This is a genomic window from Akkermansia massiliensis (assembly GCF_023516715.1).
Taxonomy (GTDB): Bacteria; Verrucomicrobiota; Verrucomicrobiia; order Verrucomicrobiales; family Akkermansiaceae; genus Akkermansia; species Akkermansia massiliensis.
In genome coordinates, this window is sequence record NZ_JAMGSI010000001.1 from 17,793 (window position 1) to 42,063 (window position 24,271).

General features: G+C 58.7%; 17 protein-coding genes. 2 read left to right on the forward strand and 15 right to left on the reverse strand.

From position 1 onward, the window contains the following. Positions 1-66 precede the first annotated feature (66 nt). From M8N44_RS00105 to M8N44_RS00175, 15 genes are all read right to left on the reverse strand, one after another. On the reverse strand, positions 67-507 hold the full coding sequence (locus tag M8N44_RS00105; protein ID WP_102729067.1) for a hypothetical protein: 441 nt from the start codon (positions 505-507) through the stop codon (positions 67-69). 1,074 nt (positions 508-1,581) lie between these two features. Next, positions 1,582-2,118, reverse strand: a complete 537-nt coding sequence (locus M8N44_RS00110) for a hypothetical protein (RefSeq protein WP_102729066.1) — start codon at positions 2,116-2,118, stop codon at positions 1,582-1,584. 9 nt (positions 2,119-2,127) lie between these two features. After that, a complete protein-coding gene (locus M8N44_RS00115; RefSeq protein ID WP_249852970.1) occupies positions 2,128-3,582 on the reverse strand; it encodes an RHS repeat domain-containing protein in 1,455 nt (484 codons plus the stop codon). Positions 3,583-3,636: 54 nt separating this feature from the next. Further along, positions 3,637-7,809, reverse strand: coding sequence for an RHS repeat domain-containing protein (locus M8N44_RS00120; RefSeq protein ID WP_249852971.1), 4,173 nt, complete (start codon positions 7,807-7,809; stop codon positions 3,637-3,639). A gap of 391 nt (positions 7,810-8,200) precedes the next feature. Continuing rightward, positions 8,201-9,937: an esterase/lipase family protein gene (locus M8N44_RS00125; protein WP_146021197.1), complete on the reverse strand. Its 1,737-nt coding sequence runs from the start codon at positions 9,935-9,937 to the stop codon at positions 8,201-8,203. A 30-nt stretch (positions 9,938-9,967) separates the two neighbouring features. After that, positions 9,968-11,194: an aminotransferase class V-fold PLP-dependent enzyme gene (locus tag M8N44_RS00130; protein ID WP_102729064.1), complete on the reverse strand. Its 1,227-nt coding sequence runs from the start codon at positions 11,192-11,194 to the stop codon at positions 9,968-9,970. A 2-nt stretch (positions 11,195-11,196) separates the two neighbouring features. Further along, a complete protein-coding gene (locus tag M8N44_RS00135) occupies positions 11,197-11,679 on the reverse strand; it encodes a rhodanese-like domain-containing protein (RefSeq protein WP_022395947.1) in 483 nt (160 codons plus the stop codon). Between the two features lie 10 nt (positions 11,680-11,689). Then, the gene (locus M8N44_RS00140) at positions 11,690-12,352 is read right to left on the reverse strand and encodes a DUF1573 domain-containing protein (RefSeq protein ID WP_102729063.1); all 663 of its coding nucleotides are present in this window, start codon (positions 12,350-12,352) and stop codon (positions 11,690-11,692) included. 7 nt (positions 12,353-12,359) lie between these two features. Beyond that, positions 12,360-13,133: a signal peptidase II gene (locus tag M8N44_RS00145; RefSeq protein ID WP_102721035.1), complete on the reverse strand. Its 774-nt coding sequence runs from the start codon at positions 13,131-13,133 to the stop codon at positions 12,360-12,362. Positions 13,134-13,157: 24 nt separating this feature from the next. Beyond that, the gene (gene ileS, locus M8N44_RS00150; protein WP_102729062.1) at positions 13,158-15,887 is read right to left on the reverse strand and encodes an isoleucine--tRNA ligase; all 2,730 of its coding nucleotides are present in this window, start codon (positions 15,885-15,887) and stop codon (positions 13,158-13,160) included. Continuing rightward, a complete protein-coding gene (locus M8N44_RS00155; protein ID WP_102749405.1) occupies positions 15,862-17,004 on the reverse strand; it encodes an alpha/beta hydrolase in 1,143 nt (380 codons plus the stop codon). Before M8N44_RS00155 ends, ileS begins: the two co-directional genes overlap by 26 nt. Beyond that, positions 17,001-18,071 (reverse strand): M20/M25/M40 family metallo-hydrolase, encoded by a 1,071-nt coding sequence (locus M8N44_RS00160; RefSeq protein ID WP_102721032.1) that lies wholly within the window; start codon positions 18,069-18,071, stop codon positions 17,001-17,003. Before M8N44_RS00160 ends, M8N44_RS00155 begins: the two co-directional genes overlap by 4 nt. Positions 18,072-18,104: 33 nt before the next feature. Then, positions 18,105-20,471, reverse strand: coding sequence for a glycosyl hydrolase family 95 catalytic domain-containing protein (locus M8N44_RS00165; RefSeq protein WP_102729060.1), 2,367 nt, complete (start codon positions 20,469-20,471; stop codon positions 18,105-18,107). Between the two features lie 48 nt (positions 20,472-20,519). Further along, the gene (locus M8N44_RS00170; protein ID WP_022395940.1) at positions 20,520-20,840 is read right to left on the reverse strand and encodes a DUF3784 domain-containing protein; all 321 of its coding nucleotides are present in this window, start codon (positions 20,838-20,840) and stop codon (positions 20,520-20,522) included. A 171-nt stretch (positions 20,841-21,011) separates the two neighbouring features. After that, positions 21,012-21,515, reverse strand: coding sequence for a DUF456 domain-containing protein (locus tag M8N44_RS00175; RefSeq protein ID WP_022395939.1), 504 nt, complete (start codon positions 21,513-21,515; stop codon positions 21,012-21,014). Between the two features lie 128 nt (positions 21,516-21,643). On the opposite strand from M8N44_RS00175, the gene bla reads away from it, so the two are divergent. Both bla and M8N44_RS00185 read left to right on the forward strand, forming a co-directional pair. After that, on the forward strand, positions 21,644-22,564 hold the full coding sequence (gene bla, locus M8N44_RS00180) for a class A beta-lactamase (protein WP_180975269.1): 921 nt from the start codon (positions 21,644-21,646) through the stop codon (positions 22,562-22,564). 74 nt (positions 22,565-22,638) lie between these two features. Continuing rightward, the gene (locus tag M8N44_RS00185; RefSeq protein ID WP_102721028.1) at positions 22,639-24,264 is read left to right on the forward strand and encodes an ABC transporter permease; all 1,626 of its coding nucleotides are present in this window, start codon (positions 22,639-22,641) and stop codon (positions 24,262-24,264) included. Positions 24,265-24,271 lie beyond the last annotated feature (7 nt).

Consider the following 24,271-nt stretch of genomic DNA (forward strand, 5'->3'; position numbering starts at 1 on the left):
ATGCCCCCTCCGTTTTCAGGAAGGGTTGTTTCCTCTTCATTCCGTGGCCGGGAAATAACTTTTTCCTTACCTGCTGGGCAAAACCCGGAAGGCTGAACAAACCAGTCCGGAGCAAGCCGCAATCAGCAGGAAAAATTTCAGTTGCTTCAGGCGCCTGAGAGACATTCCTGTCCGATTGGCCATGGCCATGTAAAAATCATGTTCATCCCAATTCTTGCGGATGCGGCAAAGCAGGTGGATAACTGTGGCGGTTGTTAAAGCCACCATGTACAGGGTGGCTAGGAAAAGAGCCGTTTCCGGACATCCGTTTGACAGGAAAACGGCGGATGCGAGCAACAGGCATAACAGAATGAGGAATAGGGAGCCGGCAAACTCAGCAAGGAGTTTGTATTTGTTAACGATTTCCTGAACCTGTTTCTTACCGGAAAAATGTTCTTCCTTCCTTGTCCTGAACATCATCCAGCCGGTCAGCAGGGACGTCAGGAGCAGCCATAGGATGTCATGCATGGGGCGGAACGGGGGAATTTCGGGAAATAAGCGCGGGCATTACGGCCTTTTCTGCATGATAGGGAACCCGATCGTCCCAGTACATCGTAAATCTGGGTGTGAAAGATAAAGCTTCAATTTTTGCAGCCTCAAGTTAATCTTATCATTGAACGCCTCAGAAACTCTTCGGTGGCCGGGGTGGCGTCAAGGGACCTTGAAGGAGCAGGGTTCGAACTTCCTTTGATAGTTTTCGCGTTTCAGAACATGCGGGGTATGCCGGATGGATGAAGAGGAGAAGCTTATTTACTCGCTTCCTGTGCAGAGCCTTTTCCTCCCCGAATTCCGCGTCAAATTGGACTAATTCCTCGCGGAGGCGAGAGAGAAGACGCGCAGGGTTTTTCCTGAAATTTCAATGAGGAAGCGTTCGTTCTCAGAGTTGGAGTAGATGAGGGGGAGAGGCGGGAGCGTTCCCAGGCCTCCGCGACTGCGGATGCCTGATCCCGAGGGAGGGGGCAGGTCATGCAGGGTATGTAAGGAAGATGTTATGGAGAAATTGGATGTCTCCAGGCACTGGAGCCGTTGATCTCTTTCTTGATGAGTATTTTTTGCCTATCACGAAGAATCATACATTTTAACGTTGTCGATAATTCTTGTATAAACTTGCCTATTGCCTGATCAAAAACACCAAATACGATGTACGATTCATAGATATCGTTTCAACTCTGTCAGTTACTTTCTTCATGTAACGGCGCCCTCGGTAGTCGTAGCCGCATTCCACCACCGTACTGCCGTCCTGGCTGATGAAGCTCACCGCACGGTTAGCTTCATTGTATACTGTGGTCCAGATGCCCGTTGAAGTTCTAATCAGCGTCTGGTTGGCCGAAGCGTTATAGTCGGGAACAAAGGGTTGATCCAGATCCAGAGTGGAGGGTGATGCTAGTGTACTGTGCTTGAGTTCGTTGACCGCGTAGATGAGTTCTTCGGCCAGTTTCTACACCGTCTTGCGGTTGACGATGTTGTCTAGCTGAGGCATAGGGCGTCGTGCCTAGAGAAGCTCCGGTGAGTTCGTTCCTGCTGTTGTAGCTGAAGCTGTCGCTATGGACTACTTCGTTTTTCCGCTACTGGGTGCGGGTAGTCGGATGCCCCAGCGCAATCATAAGTTGGAGTATTTATTTTCTCAGGAAAATCCAGTACTGACATTTGTAAATACAGCTTATTGACATATTTCGCCTGTTCATTAAGCATATTTATTAAATTCTGAATATCTGTTTTTTCTAATTTTATATGCTTCTCCATATTTAATGCAGCAATTGCATTTCTTTGATCTTCTATCCAAGTCTCTATTTGTTTCTTTCTTTGTGAATCATTTTTCTGACTATACTTGTTTTTAATTTCTAATTTCTGAAATTCGATGATATCGTTTGGAGTAACATCAAATTTAGAGAAATTATATTTTCCTGGAACGAGATTGCGAAGGGATCCTGCTTGGTACATAAACCATTCTGTATAAATAAGATCAAAATGCGCCTTATCACTTAATTCACTAAAAATGTTTTTCTCAACATTTTGTTGTTTAATGTCAGAACAGTGCGTACATAACAATATAAAAGCTACATAAAATATTTTATTCATAGTTATTAATTATTTTTTATTAGGAATTATAAGAATCCATTCTTTCGGATTATTCGGATTATCTACTTGATATAATAATGTATTACTTAACAACAATACATTATGGCATTCCCATTTTCCCTTATTACAGGAACACCATTTATAGGCTTGAACGCTTACTCCTAATGCACTCCGAGCTCTTCCTACTCCTCTCAAAGGTTGGACTTTTCTATTGAAAGTATCACCTGTTTGACTATAACATGTTTTGTTATAGCAATCAAACCAAGTATAAACTACATAGCAACAATTTTCATTACATGTACCATTATGTTCGCATTTGGATGTGAACATAGGACTTTCAACTGATGCCTTAACATCAATTCCTTTTGTTCCTGCATCTTTAATAACTGGCCTTTCCTGCGATCTTTCACATCCTTTACAACATTTCGGACACGGATCGCCTGTTTTTGTGAATCCCTTTTTTAACCCTAAACCGTCATATTTGTTTATTACAACATTTTCTATAAACCCGTACAAATTCCATCCGCCTTCTTCAGCGATGGGGTCACGATTGATCCACCTGCCGTCTGCGGGATTGTAATAACGATAGTTGTAATAGACCAGGGCGAGTTCTACATCGTTCATCTCGCTGGACCACTGCACCGGCTGGACGAGGTCCCCCGTGGAAACAACCTGTCCGTATGGCGAGTAGTCATAAGTTGCCGCAATAGCTCCCTCTCCAGCGAACACCTCCGTGACGTTCTTGTTAAAGTCAACTCCATAGCAGTAAAGGGCATTTTCCTGCACCAGGGCCAGGGGACGCGTTGCCACCGGTTCCAGTGGATCCCACAGCAGTGTCCGAAGCACGTTCCGGTTGTCCAGCATGTCCAACGCCGCTAGTTGCAGGTAGCCACGGTACAGGTAGCGTTCATGGCTGACGACCGTTCCGTTGACGGTGACCTTCTTCATGTAGCGGCGTCCCTGGTAGTCGTAGCCGCATTCCACCACCGTACTGCCGCCCTGGCTGGTGAAGCTCACCGCGCGGTTGGCCGCGTTGTAGACTACTGTCCAAATGCCCGTCGAGGTTTTGATGAGGGTCTGGTTGCCCGAGGCGTCGTACGTCGGCACAAAAGGCGCCTCCGCTTTTTCTTCGATGCTTGTGTACTGGTTGAGGTTGTTGGCCGCGTAGGAAAGTTCCTCGGCCAGTTCCCGCGCCGTCTTGCGGTTGCCGATGTTGTCGTAGCTGTAACCGTAGGGGGCTGTTCCCAGAGTAGCCCCGGTGAGTTCGTTTCTGCCGTTGTAGCTGAAGCTGTCAGTACGAGTTGCTTCGGTTCCCCGCTGCTGGGTGCGGGTGACCGGGCGTCCCAATGCGTCGTAGCTCTGGCTGCGGGAGACCAGCGCGGTTCCCCCCAGACGGCAGCTTATGGCCACTGCCAGGTCACGGTGTTCTTCATAGGCAAGTTCCCGGACGATGCCGTTGGGCATCGCGAGGCTGGAGGGCAGGCTGCTTCCCGCCAGGTAGCCGTAGGCGAAGGTTGGTTATTCTCCTACGTGCACGATTCCGGCGCCGGCAAGCCTCCCGTTGGCTTCATAGCCCTGGCTTGCTTCCTGGAGGACGTCGGTTCCCTGTTTCAGGGTATAGCCGGAGGACCGGCCGTAGGCATCGTAGTTTTCCTGGAGCTGGCAGGAGGCGCCTCCTATGGTGATGCTATCGGTGTCCGGTTCGTTGTAGGGAGTGTAAGTGATGGTGCGAGAGCCTGAGGCGTCCGTCACCTGGGTCAGCTGGTTGAGGCAGTTGTAGGCGTACTGGATGCCGGGCGTGGAGTCGCTGTAGGAGACGGAGGTGTTGACCCCTTTCTTCAGATTGTAGCCCCAGGTGGTGACCACCCCGCGCGCGTCTGTGAGCGTGGATCTGAGGTTCAGGGCATTGTAGGCGGTGTCCTCATGCGTTCCGTCCGCGTAGGTTTTACGCGCCAACAGCCCCGTGGCTTCATCATAGCTCCAGGTGGTGACGTCTCCGTCCGTGCGTCCCGTGGGGTCGGTGGTGATGTCGCCCGCGTCCTCCCGGAAGGTGGTAAGGCTGACCATTCTGTCGGCTTCGTCGTAGCCGAAGAGCAGGGGCTGGGCGCCCGTTCCCCATTGCGCCGTATTGCGGCCCCGGAGATCGTAGTTGTAGCATGTCGTTTTCCCGAGGGCGTTGGTGACGGCGGAAGGCTGGTCAAACCAGGGATCGTAGGCGGTAGAAGCCGTGTTGCCCGCCGCGTCGGTAACGGAAACAGTGCGCCCGGCGATGTCGGTACGTGTCGTAATGGTGTTGCCCCGTCCGTCCGTGTTAGTGTAGATGATGCCGGTTTCCGCATAGGCTCGGGTCTGCGTGGAAGTAATGCCCGCGTGGTCCGTCTGCGTGGTAGTAAAGTCGTCGATGACCGTCGCGGTGGCCGTGACATTGGAAGTGGGGATGCTGCTTTTTTGCGTCCGCAGGGCGCCTGTTCCGTATTCGCTCCACTGTGTGGATATATTTCCTCTGGGACCGATGAAGACGGTTTTGCTTTCCAGCGTGGACGAGAGGGAGGAAACCAGCGTCTTCTGCGTTTCGCCATAGGTAGTCCCTTGGCCGTTGTTCCTAGTCGCCGTGACGACGCGGTAGACGCCGTCCTGCGCCTGTTCCACGCCATAGCTCCACGTGGTGATGCGCGAGTTGGACACGGTGGCCGGATCGGCAAGCTTCCAGGTTTCCTTGACCTTATTGCCGAAGTCGTCGTATTCCCACAGGGTCGGCGCCATCGTCGTAGCTGCGGTTTCCGCATCTGTCTGTTCCTTGGTCAGCTGTCCCTTGGCGTTATAGGTGTTCCTCGTGTAAATGACTCCCCCGATGGTGTTGGGCCGGCCCGTGCGCAGAATTTCCCCGGCACCGTTGGCGACGCTGCGCTGCAGTTCGGTTTCCGTTTCCCCGGAGACGGCTTTCGTGAAGGTCCGAACGCCGTCGGCAACCAAGTCGAGGGAATAGATGATATGCCGCTGTCCCGTGCCGGATTCTTCCAGGACCGTTCCGTCCGGCGCGTTGCGCGTGACGAACGTGGCTCCGGAGGGAGTGGTTTGCGTCGTCGTCAGACCGTCTTCGCTGTAGGCGTAGGTGGTGACTCGTCCCAGGACGTCCGTAGAGGAAGTTATCCTCCCCAGCAAGTCGTACTCCGAGCTTTCGCTGGTCGTCATGGCCCCCGTATCCCGGCGCGTAGAGAGGATGCGCCCCGCCGCATCCAGGGTGTAGGTGGTGATGGTTTCCGGCGTGATGACGGTTTCCCCGTCCATTACGGCGGAACGCGTGGTTTCCACCAGTTGGCGCGCCGTGTCGTAGGCATAGTCCATTCTTACACCATTTTCATCAATGTCCCACAACAGGCGCCCGTCGCACATCAGCTCGCGCTCCGTTATTCGGCCATTGCCCGCCGTCCGCTTCACCCACCTGTTCTGCGTGTCAAATTCATAGGAGGCGCTGTCCGTGAGCGCCCATTCCCCGCCGGTGAGCAGGGCGTAGCTTTCTTCCCTGACGCGCTGCCCTTCCGCCGTGATCCAGGTCGTGGTGCGCGTGCTCTGTCCCGGCACGGTTTCCCCGTTGACGCGCGTTTCCAACGTTTCCGTGTAGAGGGCGCCGTGCTCCGTCGTTGCCGCGTAGTCGTGCCAGGTTTGCACGCCGGTGAGGTCCCGGGTCATCCGGGTGCGTCCGCGGGCATAGACGTCGGGCGCGCCGGCCAGCCATTGTTCCGTGGCCGTCAGGCGCGTGCCCGTTACTCCCAGTCCGGTGACCCGCTTTTCCGTCCTTTTGACGTGATTGGCCGTCGTGTACTTGTAGGCAATGGTGGTCAGCGTCTTGACGTGTCCTTCCAGCGGAAGCAGGTCTACCGTTTCCGTGGCGGGTTCGTCGTTGAAGTCGGCTTCTCCCGAATAGGCATAGGTGTAGCGCGTGATGCGCCTGCCGCTTTCCGCCCACGGTTCGTCGCGGGAGAGCAGGCGTCCGTAGAGGTCATACGCGTAATGAATTTGGCTGCCGTCCGGGGCAGTTTCCGTCTTGAGCCGTCCGCACTGGTCGTAGGCGTATTGCGTGGTCTGGGCTTCCTGGCTTTGATAGCCTTCCACTTGAGTGAGCAGCAGATCGCCTACGTCCGTCGTTTGATATATGGAGCAGGTGCGCTCTGCCACGATACCTCCTTTGGAGATTTCCGTCACCAGCTGCCAGACCGAGTCTTCCGGTTCCAGCTCCGTGCGCGTGCGGATGGTCGTGACGGCGTCTTCCCCCGTGCCCTGCCGCATGTTCCACGCCAGGCCGTCGTTCCACCAGGTGACGGCGTAGGGCTGCCTAGCCGGCGCCTGTTCCGTGACGGTGAAGTGGCCGTCCGCGGAAAGGGAAAGGTTGAATGTTTTAAAGGGTGTCCCGGTGACCGTATAAAATCCCTGTTCGTCCGTTCCGGTGATTTGCCCAGGCGTGTAGAGCGCGATGATGTAGCCCGTGGAGGTGACGTTTTCCACGTTGAGCAGGCCGTCCCACAGGTTCCAGATTTGCCTCAGCGAGCCGTCTTCGGCATGCTTGACGTCCAGGTAGGATGACGCGTTGGAGATGACCTGCTTGTCGGTGGTGGTGTAGGAGAGGAGCATTCCTGTTTCCGCCGAGAAGAGGTATTGGCTGCCGTCTTCCACGATCCAGCGGAGGCAGGATTGTCCTTCCACCGTGTCCAGCGTTGCCCGTCCTCCGCCCGACGTGTCCACGCCAACGGGCAGCACGGACCCGTTCATATAGCAGCGCATGGCAATCACCCGGTCTCCCTGCACCAGATCAAAACGCACTCCGGGTACAATTCCCCCTTCGGGCACGTCCAGGCGGCTGTTCAACGGATGGTTGTAGGCCAGTGAGGAGGGGCTTTCCAGGCCGGAGACAGTTTCCTCAGCCCTCAGTTCCACAAGGCCCGCAGGAATCCCTCCCAGTCCCCGGAACATTCCGAAGTTGCAGGACCAGTACATCAGGGTGGCCGTGCTTTCCGCACTCACACTGCACCCTGCGGAGGAGTAGTTTCCCAGCGTGCTATTCCCCACCGCGGAGCCCGACCGGGCCAGCGACGGGGAAGGCGGCGTTCCGCCGCTGTTATCACACGTGTCTCCCTCGCACGGGCACTTCTCGGGCTCCTCCTTGCCTCCCGGCTCCGTCGGCACCACGTCGATGCTATAGTTGCAGATGGAGACGTTGTCTTTTTCAGGCTTGTAGTCGATGTTGGTCTGGTTGACTTCCCAAATGTAGGAGCCGGAGGGCAGCTGCGCCCCGCCGGTCCCCGTGTGGTATTTATGGCCGCCCTGCTTGCCTGCCGTCTGCGAGTCTTTCTTCAGGTCCACCTGCGCCACCACGCTGCCGCTGGAGTCCTTCACTTCCAGGCTGCCCCAGTCGTCCACCCCCAGGAAGAGCGAACAGGTGCCGTAGAGCTTTTTACCGTCCGCTCCTTCCGGAATGGTAAAGTAACCGTGAGCACTGTGTCCATCCGCCGACGTACTGGGCGGTCCCACGGTAATTTCATCGTGTTCGTGGATTTCCTCGAACGGTAGCGGATCGGGCTCCGGAGAGGCGCGCATGCCACGCGGCATGGGTTTGGCCGTAGAGCCAAAGTACCATTTGCGGTAAGCGGGGATGGAAGAAGGGGTGCCGGCAGAAGAAGTAGTTGGAGTATTCATAAGGCATTAAAGAACTGGGATTGATGATGAAATTAGAGGAGAGCAATCCTCCATGATCATTTTCCCAGTAGCATGATCCAGAGCCAGTGTCAATAAAGTTTATTTGCAAATTTTTGTTTGCCTATGAAACATAACGATTTTTTCCATCAAAAAATAATATAATAATTATTACGCTCAGTACCTTCCTTTTACAGACATTAATATTATCTATTTGTTAGAAAAAATCCACAATAGGATGAAAGACGATATACATTTTTCTTAAAATTTGCCTGTATAGTCCGTTTAAGTTTGCCGGCACGGGCAAGGGGAGGAACTGTGTGGAATGAAGAAATCCTTTTCCCCGGAGACAAAGGGTACGGACGATTCTTTGGAAGAGCAGCTCCGGTTTCTGTTACGGCCTTTTCAGGATGATGGGCGGGGCGGGGTTGGACTGCCATACCGGGGTGGCGGCCCGTGCGTCCGCTTCCTCCAGCGCCTGGCGGCCCTTGACCTTGGCCAGGTGCTCCCGGAGGATGCGCCGCAGTTCCACGGCGGCGGCGGGGTCGTCCTGCACGCTGTGCCCGGACGGGACGATTTTTTCACTGGCGCTCCAGTCCAGATGGGAGGAGCGGTACTTGACCACGCCGTCGGAGGAGTGGGGCGTATCGTTCCTGCCCCTGTCCCCGATGATGGAATGGACGGGAACGTTCGGGTCCCCGCGCAGCTCCGACATGTACTTGACCAGGGAGGAGTTCGGGGAAAGCTGGCGGATGCTGGTGAGTTCGTCCTTCAGCTGCAGGGGGTTGAGCAGGAACATGCCGCGGCTGAGGGTGGCGATGCGGGTGACTTCCTCCAGCATGTCCGCCGGGAGGTCGATCAGGCGCTGGCCCAGCCGCCCTATCCAGTTGTCCGCAAAGGTGGAGCCGCGGTGCGGGGTGGCCATGTACACGATGCGCGTGACGCCCCTGGCGGGGGAGAAGATAAAATTGTTCTGGAGCTGTTCAAGCATGGGCTCGTCACAGTGCAGGGGTTCCAGCCCGGTTTTCCAGTTCTCCAGCGTCATGTCTGCAAAGGTTTCCGGGGGAAGTTCAAAGAGGCCCTTCATCAGCGTCCAGGGCTTGGTGGAGTTGTTGAAGCGGGTGATGAGGCCGCCCATGGAGTGCCCCACCATGACGATGTTGTTCATTTCCCTGGAGTCGCCGCGGGGATTGTATTCCTGCATGAGTTCCTCCAGGGCCTTCCGCTGCCTGCTGGCCGGAATGGTCCAGGCCAGGCCGGACGGATAGCCGAAGAACCAGAACTGGTAGTTTTCCCGGATGACGGGATCCACCAGAAGGCGGTTGGTCAGGTTGGCAAAGGTGGCGGGGCCGGACATCAGGCCGTGGGTGAAGACCACGGGAATTTTCCGGGGGTCATAGGGTTCGGAAAAATAAAGCCCCATCGTATTGATGGCCTTTTTGGGACGGAACGCGCCCAGCAGTTCCGTTCCGTCCGCGTCGGAAAGCTTCCAGAAAAGGGCGATGGGAACGGAGAAGTTGGCCGCCAGGGGCTGACGCACCTTGTTTTTGCCGATGAAGACGTGCTCATTCATCAGACGGGGAATGGTGCGGAGGGTGGGCTTCCCGTCCACCATGCGGTCAAAGTCCAGGATGGCCGTCAGCGTGTGCACGTTCCCGTTGTCCTTGAGCACGTTGGCATGGGGCCGGGAGACGCCCTGGGGCGCCAGGCCCGCCAGGGGAATGCCCATTCCCTCCACGGTTACGCTTTCCCGCAGGCGGAAGGTGGGGTCCACTTCGTCGGACATGAAGATGGCCTCGTAGAACCAGGGGTTGCTGTCCTTGGCGTAAGGAGATTTTTCAATGATGAAGGGGAGGCTTTGACGCTTCTTCTCATTCATGCCGCCCTCCCGTTTGGCCTCTTTCAGGTGGGAGGCCAGCTTCCGGATGCATGCGTTGTATTTTTTTCTGGCTTCCGGCCATTCCCTGCTGCGGTGGGGAGAGGAGAGGATGAGCCATGCGGCCTGGGCTTCCCGGATGGCTACGGCGTCATCCTGGTAATGGGCGTACGCCCTTTCCTGCTGCTGGTGGTGCAGGGAACAGCCGGAAAGGCCCATGAGAAGGCCTAGAAGAAGGGCGGAAGCCGTTTTCATGATGAACAAGGAGAGAAGGGGGCGGAGAGGTCAGGAGAGCATGTCCAGAGCCCGGTTCATGGACTTGAGGAAGGTCTGAACTTCCTCTTCCGTATTGTACAGGGCAAAGGAGGCGCGGGTGGTTCCCGTAGTTCCCAGGGCGCACATGAGAGGCTGGCAGCAATGGTGCCCGGTGCGCACGGCAATGCCCATCTGGTCCAGCAGGGTGCCCAGGTCGTAATGGTGGATGCCTTCCGCCAGGACGGAGACCACGGCGCTGTGCGGCACGTCCGGGGCCAGCACGGTCAGGCGCGGTATGGCCTTGAGGCCTTCCACGGCCATGTCCGTCAGTTTTTGTTCATGGGCGGCGATGTTGTCCAGCCCCAGTCCGGAGACGTAGCGGATGGCCGCCGCCAGACCTACCGCTCCGCCAATGTTGGGCGTCCCAGCCTCATATTTGAAAGGGATGTCGTTGTAGACGGTTTTTTCAAAGGTGACTTCCTTGATCATCTCCCCGCCGCCCATCCACGGCGGCAGCTTTTCCAGCAGCTCCCTTTTTCCCCACAGCGCGCCGATGCCGGTGGGAGCATACAGCTTGTGGCCGGAAAAGGCGTACAGGTCGCATCCCAGTTCCTGAACGTCCACGTTCATGTGGGAGACGGCCTGGGCGCCGTCAATCAGCACAATGGTGTCCGGCCTGTTTTCCCTGGCAAGCGCGGTGATCTCCTGCACGGGATTGATTGTTCCGAGCGTGTTGGAGACGTGGCCCACGGCCACGATGCGGGTGCGGGGGGAAAGCAGGTTCCGGTAGGCCTCCATATCCAGCGTCTGGCCCGGAGTCAGCGGGACTACCTTGAGGACCGCGCCCGTGCGTTCGCAGAGCATTTGCCAGGGGACGATGTTGGAGTGGTGCTCACAGGCGGTCAGGATAACTTCGTCCCCCGGCTTGACCGTGCCGGACCTAGCGATGGTGTCTGCCGCCAGGTTGATGCCCATGGTGCAGCCGGAGGTGAACAGGACTTCCGCCGTTTCCGGCGCGTTGATGAACCGGGCCACCGTTTCCCGCGACTCTTCATGCGCCTCCGTGGCAAGCTGGCTCAGGTAGTGGGAGCCGCGGTGCACGTTGGCGTTCTGCGTTTCATAATAATTCCGGGTGGCATCCAGGACGGCTAGGGGCTTCTGCGTGGTGGCCGCATTGTCCAGGTAAATGAGCGGTTTGCCGTGCACGCTGGTTTCCAGGATGGGAAACTGCGGGCGGATGGTTGCTGTGTCAAGCATGGCTATGGTACGAGTGAAGGTTCTTTGCGCAATTCGTCCCAGCCCCCTTCCAGAATGAAGATGGGCGCGCGGATGCCGTATTCCGGCTTTTTCAGTTCATTGGCTACGGCTGCGCTGGAGGTGCAGTCCCTGCTGCAAAAGATGACGATGCAGCAGCCCTTGTCTTCCGCCGTCATCAGGGCTTCCATGGCGTTGGCCAGGAGTTCCTGGTAATTGGCGTCCGCCGGACGGATGGGGTAGACGGGGGCCTGCGTGATAGTGTGGCGTTCAAAGTCGTCCTGTTTTCTGGCGTCTATCCAGATGACTTTTCCCGGCCATTCCTTCAGCACCTGGGCCAGGCACACGTGCCCCTCCTCCAGCGTCTCCGGATTGCAGGGCGGCGTGCGGAACGGCTGGATGACGCGCAGGTCCAGCGCGGCGATGCCCACGGCCAGCAGGAATACGGCCAGCAGGAGCTTCAGGGCGGTGGAAAGGGCGTCTCTCATGTGGGGAAGGTCAGTTTTCCTTGATGGTCAGGAACCCCATCTGGCGCTTGTAGCGCGGCACGGTGGAATCCGTGCGCACCCAGATGGTGTTGAAGGCCGGCTTGGCCGTAGATCTGGGAGTGATGATGATTTTGTATTCCCTGCCTTTCTTCACGGTCACGGGCTCATAGTCAAAGGCGTCCCCGGTCAGGTCCACCGTGGTCAGGTTGACGGGCAGTTCCTTGGAGATGGTGATTTTAATGGTCTTGGGGGCAGGGGCTTCTCCCCTGGTCCATTCCAGCTTGCGGGGTTCCATTCGGATGATGTCCGGGATTTGCGCGCGTATCACCAGCTTGTAGGCGGAGCCGTTGGCGTGCACCGTCATGTCCTTGTCCACGGTGCCGGAAAAGTTGCCGGTCTTCATCACGGCGCTGATGACGCCGGATTCCCCCGGAGCGTACGTCAGCTTGTTATCTTTCGCCCCGGCGGTGGTGCAGTCGCAGGAGACATGGATTTTGCTGATCGTGACGGGAACGCCGGAGGTATTGGTGAAGGGGAAGGAGGCCGTGATGCTGTCCTGGTCCGGAGCCACCTTTACCGGAACCACCGTTTCCTTGAAGGACAGTTCATTTTTGCCGGAGGCGAGGCCCCCGCACAGCAGCAGTCCTGACAGAATAATGGTCCGGATGGTCATGGTCGTTTCAGGATGGTTTTTCCTCTTTCTTCCTGGCGGAGAAGATGCTGGCGATGAAGAAGATGATCGCCGCCACGAAGATGCAGGAGTCCGCCACGTTGAAGGCGGGCCAGCGGTAGTTGAAGAGGGGAATGGTGACGTCAATGAAGTCCACCACGTAGCCGTTCATGAGCTTCGTGAAGAAGCCGTGCGGCTGTTCGTAGGGAATCAGGAAGCCCTGCATCAGGCGGTCCGTCAGGTTGCCCGCCACCCCGGCCAGCAGCAGCACATAGGCCAGCTTGAGCCATACCGTATGGAAGAAGTTTTTCCGGTAGAGCACGACCAGGGCCACGATGGCGAGCACGGGAATCGCCAGGAACAGGTAGCTGGACCATGCCGTTCCGTTGCCCAGCCCGAAGGCCACGCCCGTGTTGTGCACGCGGGTGATGTTCATCGTTCCGTCCAGGAAGGAAATGGGTTCCAGCTCCCTCAGCCTGTTCAGGGCGTCCACCGTGTTCGGGTTCAGGTCCTGGAACTGCGCCATGTCCGCCGCCGGTATGTGCCCGTTCGTGGCGAAGTCCAGCGTGCCGTCCGCATTGACGTGGTGGAAGCCCGGAAAGTCCGGCAGGTAGGCGTACTTGTGGACTTTCTCGTTCAGGTAGTTCAGCGGGAAGCGGTGGACGATCCACAGCTTGCTTGCCTGGTCCAGTACATACAGCCCTACGCCCAGCAGGCTCCACCAGAGCCAGCCGGGAGGCGTTTTCTTATGGGGGCCGGGTTCCTTTTCCGTCTGGGTATCCATAAAAGATCGGGGAATGGTTTCAGTTCAGGAAAGGACTTCCGAGCAGCGTTCGCACACGTCGCTGCCGTCCGCCGCGGGTTCATACCGGCGGCAGCGCGGGCACATGGCGTGTTCCGTTTTGGCGGCGGTGGCCGCCAGCTCCGGACCGCTCTTCACGTCCAGGTCTGCAATGATGAAGAATTCCGTGGCAAAGGCGCGGTCTTCCAGCAGCGCCACCACGTCCTCGCTTTCATTCGTGGGAACGGTGAGGGTGATGGAGGCCTCATTGTTCTTGGAGAACGCCTTGGCCTTCACCTGCTCTTCAATGGCTACCTGGATGACGGACTTGATTTCCTGGAGGCGGGAAATGGCGGAGGAGGCCTCCTGGGTGTCGTACTCCGGCATCGGCGCGGGGAAGTCCTGCTCGTGCACGCTGCCTTCATACCCGGCGTATTCCCAGGCTTCATCCGCCGTGAAGACCAGGATAGGGGCCAGCAGGCGGCACAGGGCCTTGAAGACGATGGTCATGGCCGTCTGGGTGGCGCGGCGGCGCACGGAGGTGACGTCGTCGCAGTACAGGCGGTCCTTCGTGGTGTCCACGTACAGGGCGGAAAGGTCGCTGGTGCAGAACTGGTTGATGACGCTGAACGCCTTGCGGAAGTCATAGGCTTCATAGGCTTTCAGCGTTTCCTTGATGACGGCGTTCAGGCGTTCCAGAATCCAGCGGTCCAGGATGGGCATGTGTTCCGGGGCGACCGCCTGCGTGGCGAAGTCAAACCCGCTGATGTTGCCCAGCAGGATGCGCAGGGTGTTGCGCAGCCGTCGGTAGGGCTCCGTGACCTGCTTGAAGAGGTCTTCCCCGAAGGGGACTTCATTCTGCCAGTCCACGGAGGCGGCCCACAGGCGCACGATGTCCGCGCCGTACTTGTCGTAGTAGTAGGCGGCGTCAATGGGCTTGCCGCTCTTGGCGTCGGACTTGGAGGTCTTTTTCCCGGTGTCCTTGTCCACCACGAAGCCGTGGGTCATCACGGCCTTGTACGGGGCCTTGCCGCGCCAGGCGACGGAAAGCATCAGGGAACTCTGGAACCAGCCGCGGTGCTGGTCCGTGGCTTCCAGGTACAGGTCCGCCGGGGCGTCCAGCCCGGGGCGGGCGTCCATGACGGCCATGTGGGAACAGCCGGAATCGATCCAGACGTCCAGCGTATCCTTGCCCTTCTTCCAGGTCTTCGGCAGGCCGAGGCGTTCGCACAGGTCTTCATCGGAAAGCTCAAACCAGATGTTGGAGCCGTGGGCCTCCACCATATCCGCGATTTTGCGGACCAGGGCGGCGTCCAGAACGGCCTTTCCGTCTTCGTCAAAGAAGACGGGCAGGGGCACGCCCCAGGTGCGCTGGCGGGAGATGCACCAGTCCGGGCGCGCCTCCACGGTGCCGTAAATGCGGTTGCGGCCCCAGGCGGGCAGCCACTGCACCTTGTCTATTTCTTCCAGGGCCTGCGGTCGCAGCCTGTCCATGGAGATGAAGAACTGCTCCACGGCGCGGAAGATGATGGGCGTCTTGGAACGCCAGCAGTGCGGGTACTGGTGGCGGTATTCCTCCACGCCGAAAAGGTTGTCGTCCTTCTCCAGCATGGAGATGATGTCCTTGTTGGCGTCAAAGACGTGCTTGCCCACCAGGGAGGGAACGCCCACTTCTTCCGTGTACTTGCCGTCGTCGTCCACGGGGGAAAGGACGGGCAGTCCGTACTGGCGGCCTACGTTGTAGTCGTCCGCCCCGTGGCCGGGAGCGATGTGCACGGCGCCGGTGCCGGTGTCCGTGGTCACGAAGTCCGCCAGGATGATTTTTGACGTGCGGGGAAGGAAGGGGTGCCGGGCCTCGCAGTTTTCCAGCTCGGCGCCCTTGAACTCGCGGATGGTTTCCGCTAGGGCCCAGCCCGTCTTCTGCGCGAAGGCGTCCAGCAGGTCTTTCAGGATGATGAGGGTTTCCGTCTGGCCGTCCTTCATGAACTTGCCGGCCACATACGTGAAGCGCGGATGCAGGGCGATGCCCACGTTGGCAGGCAATGTCCACGGGGTAGTGGTCCAGATCACCATGGAGGCCTTCAGGTCCAGGGGATTGTCCAGCAGAGGGAAGCGCACGAACACGGAGGAGCTGATCTTCTCCTTGTAGTCGATTTCCGCTTCCGCCAGCGCGGTATAGGCCCCGTAGGACCACTGGACGGGCTTGCGGCTCTGGTAGACCGCGCCGTCTTCCACCAGCTTGGCGAACACGCGCAGAATGTTGGCTTCATACGCCGGCTTCATGGTCAGGTAGGGATGCTCCCAGTCACCGAAAACGCCCAGGCGGCGGAAGGAAGTCCGTTGGATGTCAATGAAGCCTTCGGCAAATTCCGCGCAGCGGCGGCGGATTTCAGCCGCGTCCAGGTCACGGGCCTTCTGCACCACCTTGAATTCGATGGGGAGGCCGTGGCAGTCCCAGCCCGGAACGTAGGGGGCGGCGTAGCCGGCCATGGTCTTGGACTTCAGGACGAGGTCCTTGAGAATCTTGTTCAGGGCAGTGCCCATGTGCACGTCTCCGTTGGCAAAGGGAGGTCCGTCGTGAAGGAGGAAACGGGGTGCGCCCTGTTCTATCCTGCGGGACAAAATTCGTTCGTACAGCCCGGTGTCTTCCCACTTTTTCAGGCGTACTGGTTCGTTTTTCGTCAGGTCCCCTCTCATGGGGAAGCCGGTCTCCGGCAACAGGATGGTGTCTTTATAATTCTTTTCGGGCGCACTCATGCCCGAAAAAGGTAGCACCGGGCCCGTTTCCGGTCAACCCTGCGGTGCGGCACAAATCAGGGCCTAGCGCATTCATTCCCGCCGTGTTCCGGGGGGGGGTGCCCGCACCGGAAGGCGCATTCCCGCAGGCAGGAGCCGGGGAGGGGAGAATTCCCCGTTCCGCGAGCCATTGTTCCGCGGCCTCCGGCCATTTGTCCGTGGGCTGGCCGCGCTTCTCCATGCCGTACCCATGCCCTCCGGAGGGATAAAAATGCAGGCTGGAGGGAACGCCCTTTTCCCGGCAGGCCTGTTCCATCAGCCTGCTGTTGGCGCTGGCTACGCCGTCGTCCAGCGCGTGGACGAGGAACACGGGCGGCGTCTGCGGCGTCACCTGCCGTTCCGCGGAACACAGCTCCGCCAGATCCGCGCCGGGGGCAGGCCCCAGAATCCTGCTGCGGGTGCCCCCGTGGGTGGTTTTGGGGTCCATGGTGATGACGGGGTAGATGAGCAGGGAGAAATCCGGCCGGGCGGAAACGCTTTTCAGCGGGTTTTCCGCTTCTTCCGGCAGGGGGCGGTTCCAGAGCGTGGAAGCCATGGCAGCCAGATGGCCGCCTGCGGAAAAGCCCATGACGCCGATGCGGTGCGGGTCAACCCCCAGCGCGGAGGCATGCCGGCGCGTTACGCGCAGAGCCTGCCGGGCGTCCAGCAGAGGGCCGGGAAACCTGCCGACGGCATCATTGCTCCCGGAAACGCGGTACTTTACGACGACGCCCACCATGCCGTGCTCCGCCGCCCAGCGGGCGATATGGCCGCCTTCCTTTTCAATGGCCTGGATGGCATAGCCCCCGCCCGGAAAAATGCACAGGGCCGCGCGCCTGTCCTGCGGCTTCCATCCGGCGGGAAAGTAGAGCTGCATCTGCGCTTCCCCCACGTCCGTAATATGTCCGGGGGATACTTGTTTCTCCTCCAGGTCCGCCGCCTTGAGCCCCAGGGAAATCCACCCGGAATGAAAGGCTCCGTGTTCCGCGGGCGGCTGGAGGGCCTCCAGCACGGACGGTTCAAACGGCGCGGCTCCGGCGTGGCCGTGAGGGAAGGCCAGGAAAAGGGCGGGAAGGAGGAAGGCAAGCTTCATGCTCATGGTTTATTGGCGAGTGAGATGACGAGTTGGGAAAGGCCCTGCACCACTTCCGCAAACTGGGGATAATCCAGCTTTTCAGCCGTGTCGCTGGTTTCATGGTAGTCGTCGCAGCGGAGGAAGGCCGTGTCCGTGGCGGCAAAGGAGGGAATGCCCTCCTTCATGTATCCCCAGTCGTCGGACCAGGAAACGCCGCGGGTGTAATACGGGAACACGGCGGAACGGACCGGAAAGCGGCTCAAAGCGGCAAATTCCTCCGCGCAGGAGCGGGCCAGCTTGCGGCCCGTGTTGGTGGACATGAAGGCCACGTAGTCGCAGCGGTCCGGCAGCCCGGCCAATCCGGCAACCACGGCTGACTGGCGTTTTTTGTTCACCCGCGGGGAATAGCAGCCCAGCGTTTCCAGGGCAATCATGCCGATGATTCTGTCCTTGCCCGGATGGCGTGCGACGGATTTGGCGTGCACCACGCTGCCCATGGAGGGCGTCTGGTAAAAGGGCGGCTCTTCATTGGCATAAGCCACCAGGCACACGTCGTGCAGGGTGGGAGTGGCCGTCAGGGCGCGCGCCGTTTCCAGCAGGGCGGCCACGCCGGAAGCGTTGTCATTGGCGCCCGGCGTTCCGGTACGGGCGGGTCTGGCGGGACCGTGGTCGTGCCAGTTGTCCATGCCTACCTTGGTATCGTAATGCGCGCCCACGATGAGCATTCTGGGGCGGAGGGATGTTCCCTTTTTGGTGGCGATGAGGTTGTACGCCGTCCTGTCCTTCACGGCGCCGAATTCCCCGGAGGGCGGAATGTTCACGGCCTGGCGCGTGACGGCATAGCCCATGTCCGCCAGGGTTTTTTCAATGTAGCGGGCGGATCGCTCCATGGTGCCGGGTTTGTAGACGTTGCGTTCCCCGATGGAATCCGCCAGATGGAACACGTGTGCTTTCAGGAGTGTTTCCGTCTGGTCCGTGTCCGGAATTTCTCCGCTTCCGCAGGGGGAAAAAAGCTTGGAGCAGGAGCCGAGGGCGACGCAGGCCGCCGCGGTGAGCAGCCCGTACTTGAGAGTTCTGGATGAGACATTCATGGGGGAGTTGGAGGGTGGGGAGAGGAAGGAATGCTAGTGGGGAAGCGGCGGAAAATCAAGCCGCGCCGTTTCCCCCTTTTTCATGGCCAGATCCTTTTTCCTGCCCTGGTGCATGAACCGGAACCTGCCGGGACGGGTGGCGGTGGCTGTGGCCTGCACCCTGCCGTTTTGCCAGGACAGGTCCACCTTCAGCCCTCCCCGGGTGCGCAGCCCCGTGGCGGAACCCTTCTTCCAATCGTCCGCCAGGGCCGGAGCCAGCAGGATAACCTGGAAGCCGTCCTGCGTGATCTGGCTCTGAATCAGGCACTGGGCCACGCCGGAGGCAAAGCCGAAGTTGCCGTCGATCTGGAACGGGGGATGCAGGTCGAAAAGGTTGGAATTGATGTAATGCCTCAGCATGGCGTACATCCTGTCCTCCGCGGCGTTTCCGTCGCCAAGGGCGGCATAAAGGTTGATGAGCCATGCGGTGCTCCAGCCGGTCCTGATGCCGTTGTTCCCCTTGTCCGCGTACTTGCGCCGGAAATCGGCGGACTTGCGCACGGCGGCGGCATATTCAGGCGTATTGAGCACGTCCCATTCCGTGCCGGGAAACAAGCCGTAAAGATGGCTGATATGGCGATGGCCCTTCTGCATTTCTTCAAAAGGCTGCCTCCATTCCAGCACCCTCCCGTCGGAGCCAATGGCAGGCTGGGGAATCTTTTTGAGGAATTGAACGGCTTTAACCAGAGTAGGCGTCCGTATGCCCAGCTCTCCGCAGGCGTAAATGTAATTGCGGAGGGACTCCCTGCCCAGAAGCTGGTCATGAGAAGTCCCGTTGGAAACGTAGGAAAGCACGTTGGGGCCTGTGCCGTCCGGCGCGTAAAATCCGGTTTCCGGGGAGACGCCGGGGCCGGAAAGGTAATGCCCCTGATCGTCCTCCTCAAACCAGGACATGATGAAACGCGCGTTGGATTCCAGAATGGGCAGGGACTTCTTCAGGTCTTCCCTGTCTCCGGTGAAGCGGTAGCTGTCCACCAGGTGGGCGCACGCCCACGCCCCGTTCATGAGGCTGGCCCCCCATTCCGGGTTATTTCCTGAAAAATAGGTGCGTTTCCAGCAGTCCGTGTAATGGCCGAAGCAGAATCCGTCCCGTTTGATGAAGCGCGCAAATTCCTCTCCATGAGGGCGCAGGCTGCGGACGAATTCAAGATAGGGCTGCTGGAATTCCCCCAGGCCGGTGGCATAGGAGGGCCACTGGTTCATCTGGCTGTTGATGTTCAGGAAATAGCAGCCCATCCACGCCGCCCGCAGCTCCGGATTCCACAATCCCTGCAAGCCGCAGGGAAGCTGCCCCGGCCTGGTGTGGACAATCGTGCAAAAGCGGCCGAACTGGAAAAGCTGTTCCAGAAGGTCCGGATCCTTTTCCCCTTGTTTGACCCGTTCCAGCCGCTCAGGGGTGGTCATGGCGGAAACCTCGGGAGGGGAATCCCCCAGGTCCACCTGGCAGCGCATCATGAGACGTGAAAAATAATCTTCCGTTTCCGCCGCCAGTTTTTTCCAGCCTTTTTTCTGTGCCTTCGCCAGAATTTGCCTGTTCTTGTCTGCCAGGGAATGGGTCAGGGGCTCTTCCGGCTTCCGGATATTGTAATCCGTGGAGGTGGAGGAAAGCACCAGCACTTCCCGCGCGGAATCCAGAACGACCGTTTTCCCCTTGCGGGATATGGCGGCGCCGGGAGCCAGGATGACCACCCTGTTTTCAAACCGGGTGCCCCCGTTGCTTCCCTGTCCCGTCAGGACCCAGCCATCGGGCCGTGCGTCAATCCGGGCGGACGGGTCCGGATGCTGCAAGTCCAGCGCAACGTGGCACCCGGCCGGAAGGGTGCAGGTGATGCGGTAAGCGGCGCAATCGCTGGACGGAGCCGCCAGGATTTCCGTGGACAATTCTCCCGTGCCGAATTGAACGCGGGTGGAAGCCTTGCCCCGCTGCATGTCCAGCGTGCGCCGGTAGGAGGCAGCGGCGGGAAGCCCCTGGAATTCCACCTGGAGGAGACCTCCCTGCTGGTAATCCCCCGCGATGCTGCCGGGGGGAAGGATATCCTTCCGGAACACCTGGTCCGCGCTCCGGTATTTTCCTTCCTTGCAAAGTTCGCGCGCCTTGTCCAGGGCCTCCGCGGCGCCTTCCTTCATCTGGAAATTCTTCTTCGCGAAGATGCTTCCTTCATTGAAAACGACGATTTCCTTCGGAAAAACGCCAAAAGAAAGAATGCCCAGCCTTCCGTTGCCCGTGCCGTAGCCATCCGTCCAGATCCGTGCAGGTTCGGTGGAAGTGGCCTGCATGGGGGCGGGAGCGGCCCGGAGAGGGACGGCCGCCGCAAGAAGGCAGGGGAGGAAGAAATATTTCAAGGTTGTAGAGACAGTCATGAGAGAGGATGGGTGTCCCGTAAAAGAGGAGGTTGATGTAAAAAGCCGCTATTTTTTAAACCGGCTTCCGGTACCGGCATAAATGACTGCAAACGCTATGCTGCCCACCAGAAGGCACAGGGAGACGGACAGGAGCACGGAATTCTGGAGGATAATGCTGATGAGCCACAGCAGCATGGCGAAGGCCAGGCAGTACATGAGCTTTCCCATGAACCGGCACAGCGCGCGTTCATCGTACTGCTTCTTCTGTTCCTTGCTCATCATATTGTAGCCTGCGATGAGGAAGGAGCATTTTCCCATGGAAAGAATGACTCCAAGAATGATGAAGCCTGCCATCATGGCGACGGGTATCAGAATAGGTGCATCCATAAGCCGGAAAAATGGGGGAAATGAAAGTCCGCGGCAACTCGCCCGGATAAGTACGTAGAGTGGTCTTTAAGGGAATACGTTAGGGAAATGGTTTTTTTTCAGCGGAAGAAAAAGCGTCTGTTTTTTCTGCCGGAAGCTTTCGCAAGGCAGCGCCGCGGCCTGTTTTTTGCGTCAAAACAGGAAGTAGCAGGAGCAGAACCAGGCGATGATGAGCAGGCCGCAGGTGAATTCCAGCAGCAGCCCGGTGAGCATTCCCAGCGCCGCGCCGGAGCCTGCCTTGAAGGCGGCCATGATGTCTTTTCTGGCAAAGATGAGTTCCGCCAGCAGCGCCCCCAGGAACGGCATGAACAGAAGGCCCACGATGGGGGTGAAAAGGATGCCGCCCACCACGGCGCCGATGATGGCTCCCCAGATGCCGGCGGCGGTGCTGCCGAATTTTTTGGCCCCCATGCCTCCGGAGAGCTTGTCAATGACCAGGCCGCCCGCAACCATCAGCGCCAGGACGGTCCATTCCCACCACGCCAGGTGCCTGCTGCCCATCACTCCCTGCCAGATGCACCCTGCCGCAATGATAATGATGCCGGGGAGCATGGGAATAAGCGTGCCGATCAGCCCCATGCCGAACAGCAGCAGGGTGACGCACCAGACGAGGGTTTCTGAAAGGACGGGTGGCATGCCTCCCTTCTTATCAGGAAGGGAGGCGTGTGGCAAGGCTTCTGCCCGGCTTGCGGATGACGGAAAAAAGGGGGGAAGTGCATGGATTGCTGTTGCGGTTTTTGCGAGCGTGGTATAGAATGGCGCCCATGACTTTCACCGGTTCTTTTCTGCGTGGCTGCATGGTGTGCTCCTGCGCTCTTTCTCTGGGTGTTATGCCCGTGGTGGCCGCGTCTCCCGCGGCTGATTCCGCCGCTGTGCAGAAGCTGGCTCATTCCCTGAAAGCCCGTGTGGGCATGGCCGCAGTGATGCTGGACACGGGGGAGGCCGTGGCGGTAGGTGATGAGACTGCCTATCCCATGCAGAGCGTCTTCAAATTCGTGCTGGCCCTGTCCGTGCTCAAGCGGGTGGACCAGGGAGCCCTGAATCTGGAACAGATCATCCATATACGCCCGGAGCAGTTGGTAAAAGACACGTGGAGTCCCCTGCGGGAGCGCTTTCCGCAGGGCGGTGATTTTTCTTTAAAGGAACTGCTGCGCGTGACCGTTCAGGAGAGCGACAACAACACGTGCGACCTCCTGTTTGCCCTCATCGGCGGGACGGAGACCGTGCAGAAGGATTTGAAGGAATGGGGCATCAGCGGCATCAACGTCCGGTTTACGGAAGACGAGATGCTGCGGAATCATGAATTGCAGTACGCCAACTCGAGCCGTCCGTCAGCCATGAATGCCCTGCTGCGCGCGTTTGACGAGGGTAAGATACTGAACAAGGACACGCAGCGGCTTCTCTGGGACATGATGGCCGGCTGCGCTACGGGGACTACGCGCCTGAAAGGGAAGTTGCCGCAGGATTATGTGGTGGCGCACAAGACCGGATCGGGCTTCACCACTCCGGAGGGCGTGATCACCGCCGTCAATGACGTCGGCATCATCGTTCTTCCCAATGGGCGGAAAATGGCGGTCTCCGTGTTCGTCATGGATTCAAAGGATTCCGCTCCCGCCTGCGAGAAGGTGATCGCCTCCATGGCCCGCTGGCTGTGCACGGAATGGCAGGCCGCCGCCGCCAAGTAGCGGACGGCCTTCCCCGGAACATGTTTTAAGCTTGGAAAGGGGGCCGCTATCAGGCAAGGTGTGCCGCGTTATTCATGAAGAACCTATTGAGCCGGTACATCAGCCTGAGCCTGGCGCTGCGGTATTTGAACCCGCTGCGGACTTTCTTTTCCATCATTACCCTGATCTGCCTGCTGGGCGTATCGCTGGGGGTGATGGTGCTTATCGTCGTGCTGTCCGTCATGGGCGGCCTCCAGAAGGAAATCCAGGGGAACCTGTTTGCGCACTCCCCGCACGTCCAGGTGTGCTACCGGAATGACTTCGGCGTGAGGGAGGTGATTCCGGACTGGATGGAATTGAGCGAGAAGCTCAAGCACGTTCCCGGAGTCCAGTCCACGTATGCCCTGATAGAAGACTACGCGCTGGTAGACGTGCAGGGACGGCAGAGGCCCTGCTTTTTCCGGGCCATCGATACGGAAAACGCCGCCCAGCTGGAAGATTTGAAGCACCTGGTGGTGGCCGGCAATGCGGAGCTGGACATGGGGGAAAAGGCTGTGGTTTCCTCCATCGTGGCGGAGAACATGGGGCTGAACGTGGGGGATGTGGTCCGGGTGTACACTACCCGCAATTTCCAGGAAATTTCCCACGCCTACCAGCAGACGGAACTGCCGATGCTGGCGGAAAAGAACGCCCGGGAACTCAATGATTTGAAGGAGTGGGGCAAGTCCCTGAAAAGGGAGGGAGAGCGTGAAACGGCCGGCAAGGCCTCCGTGGACAAGGTATTCACCCTGCTCAACGGGCTGCTGTCCGTCCCCCGCAGGGATGCGGAGCGCTCCAGCCTGATGGATTTGCTTGCCGTGCTGAATGACGGGGAAGCCGTGGACAACGGCAGGGTGGCCTTCCCGGAAGGCACGCGGAAGGAATGGGAAACCATTCTGGGCGGCTTCAAGGCGGGGCAGAGGAATGAGGCGGACATGGAATGCTTCCGCAAGATCAGGGAGCTGGTCATGCCGAAGGATCTGGAGGTGATCGGCATTTACCGGGCCTCCCAGCATACGCCCAGCCCGGATCTCTTCATTCCGCTGGTCATCGGCCAGGAATTGCTGGGTTATGAGGATGACGTGGTGCAGGCCGTGGCCCTGCGCGTGAACGACCCCTACCATGTGGAAACGATGCTGTCCCCCGTGATGCAGGCTCTGGAAAAGGAAAAGCCCTCTTCCGCGTGGACGCTGGAAACCTGGCATGACCGCTTTAACGCGTGGTTTGAACTCATGCAGAAGGAGCGCATGATGATGAGCTTTGTGCTGTCCTTCATCTCCCTGATTTCCGCCTTCTGCATTATGGCGGTGATGTTTACCGTTTCCATCCAGAGGAAAAAGGAAATCGCCGTGATGAAGGCCCTGGGCGCCACGCCGTTCCAGGTGGTGCGCGTCTTCTTGTGGCAGGGGGTCATCATCGGCTTTGTGGGAGCTCTCCTGGGCGTGGGCCTGGGACTGCTGGTGCTGGAATACCGCATGCAGATCCAGGGCTTTCTGGCGGGAATAGGCTTTGACCCGTTCCCCGTGGCTTTCCACGGCACGGCGAACATTCCGGTGGTGATTGACTGGGCGGAGCTGGCGTGGCAGGCGGTGAAAGCCTTCGTCATGGTCGTGGTGGCCTCCATCATTCCGGCCCTGATCACGGCGCGCCAGGACCCGGCCCGCTCCCTGCGCAGCATGTAACAGGAAA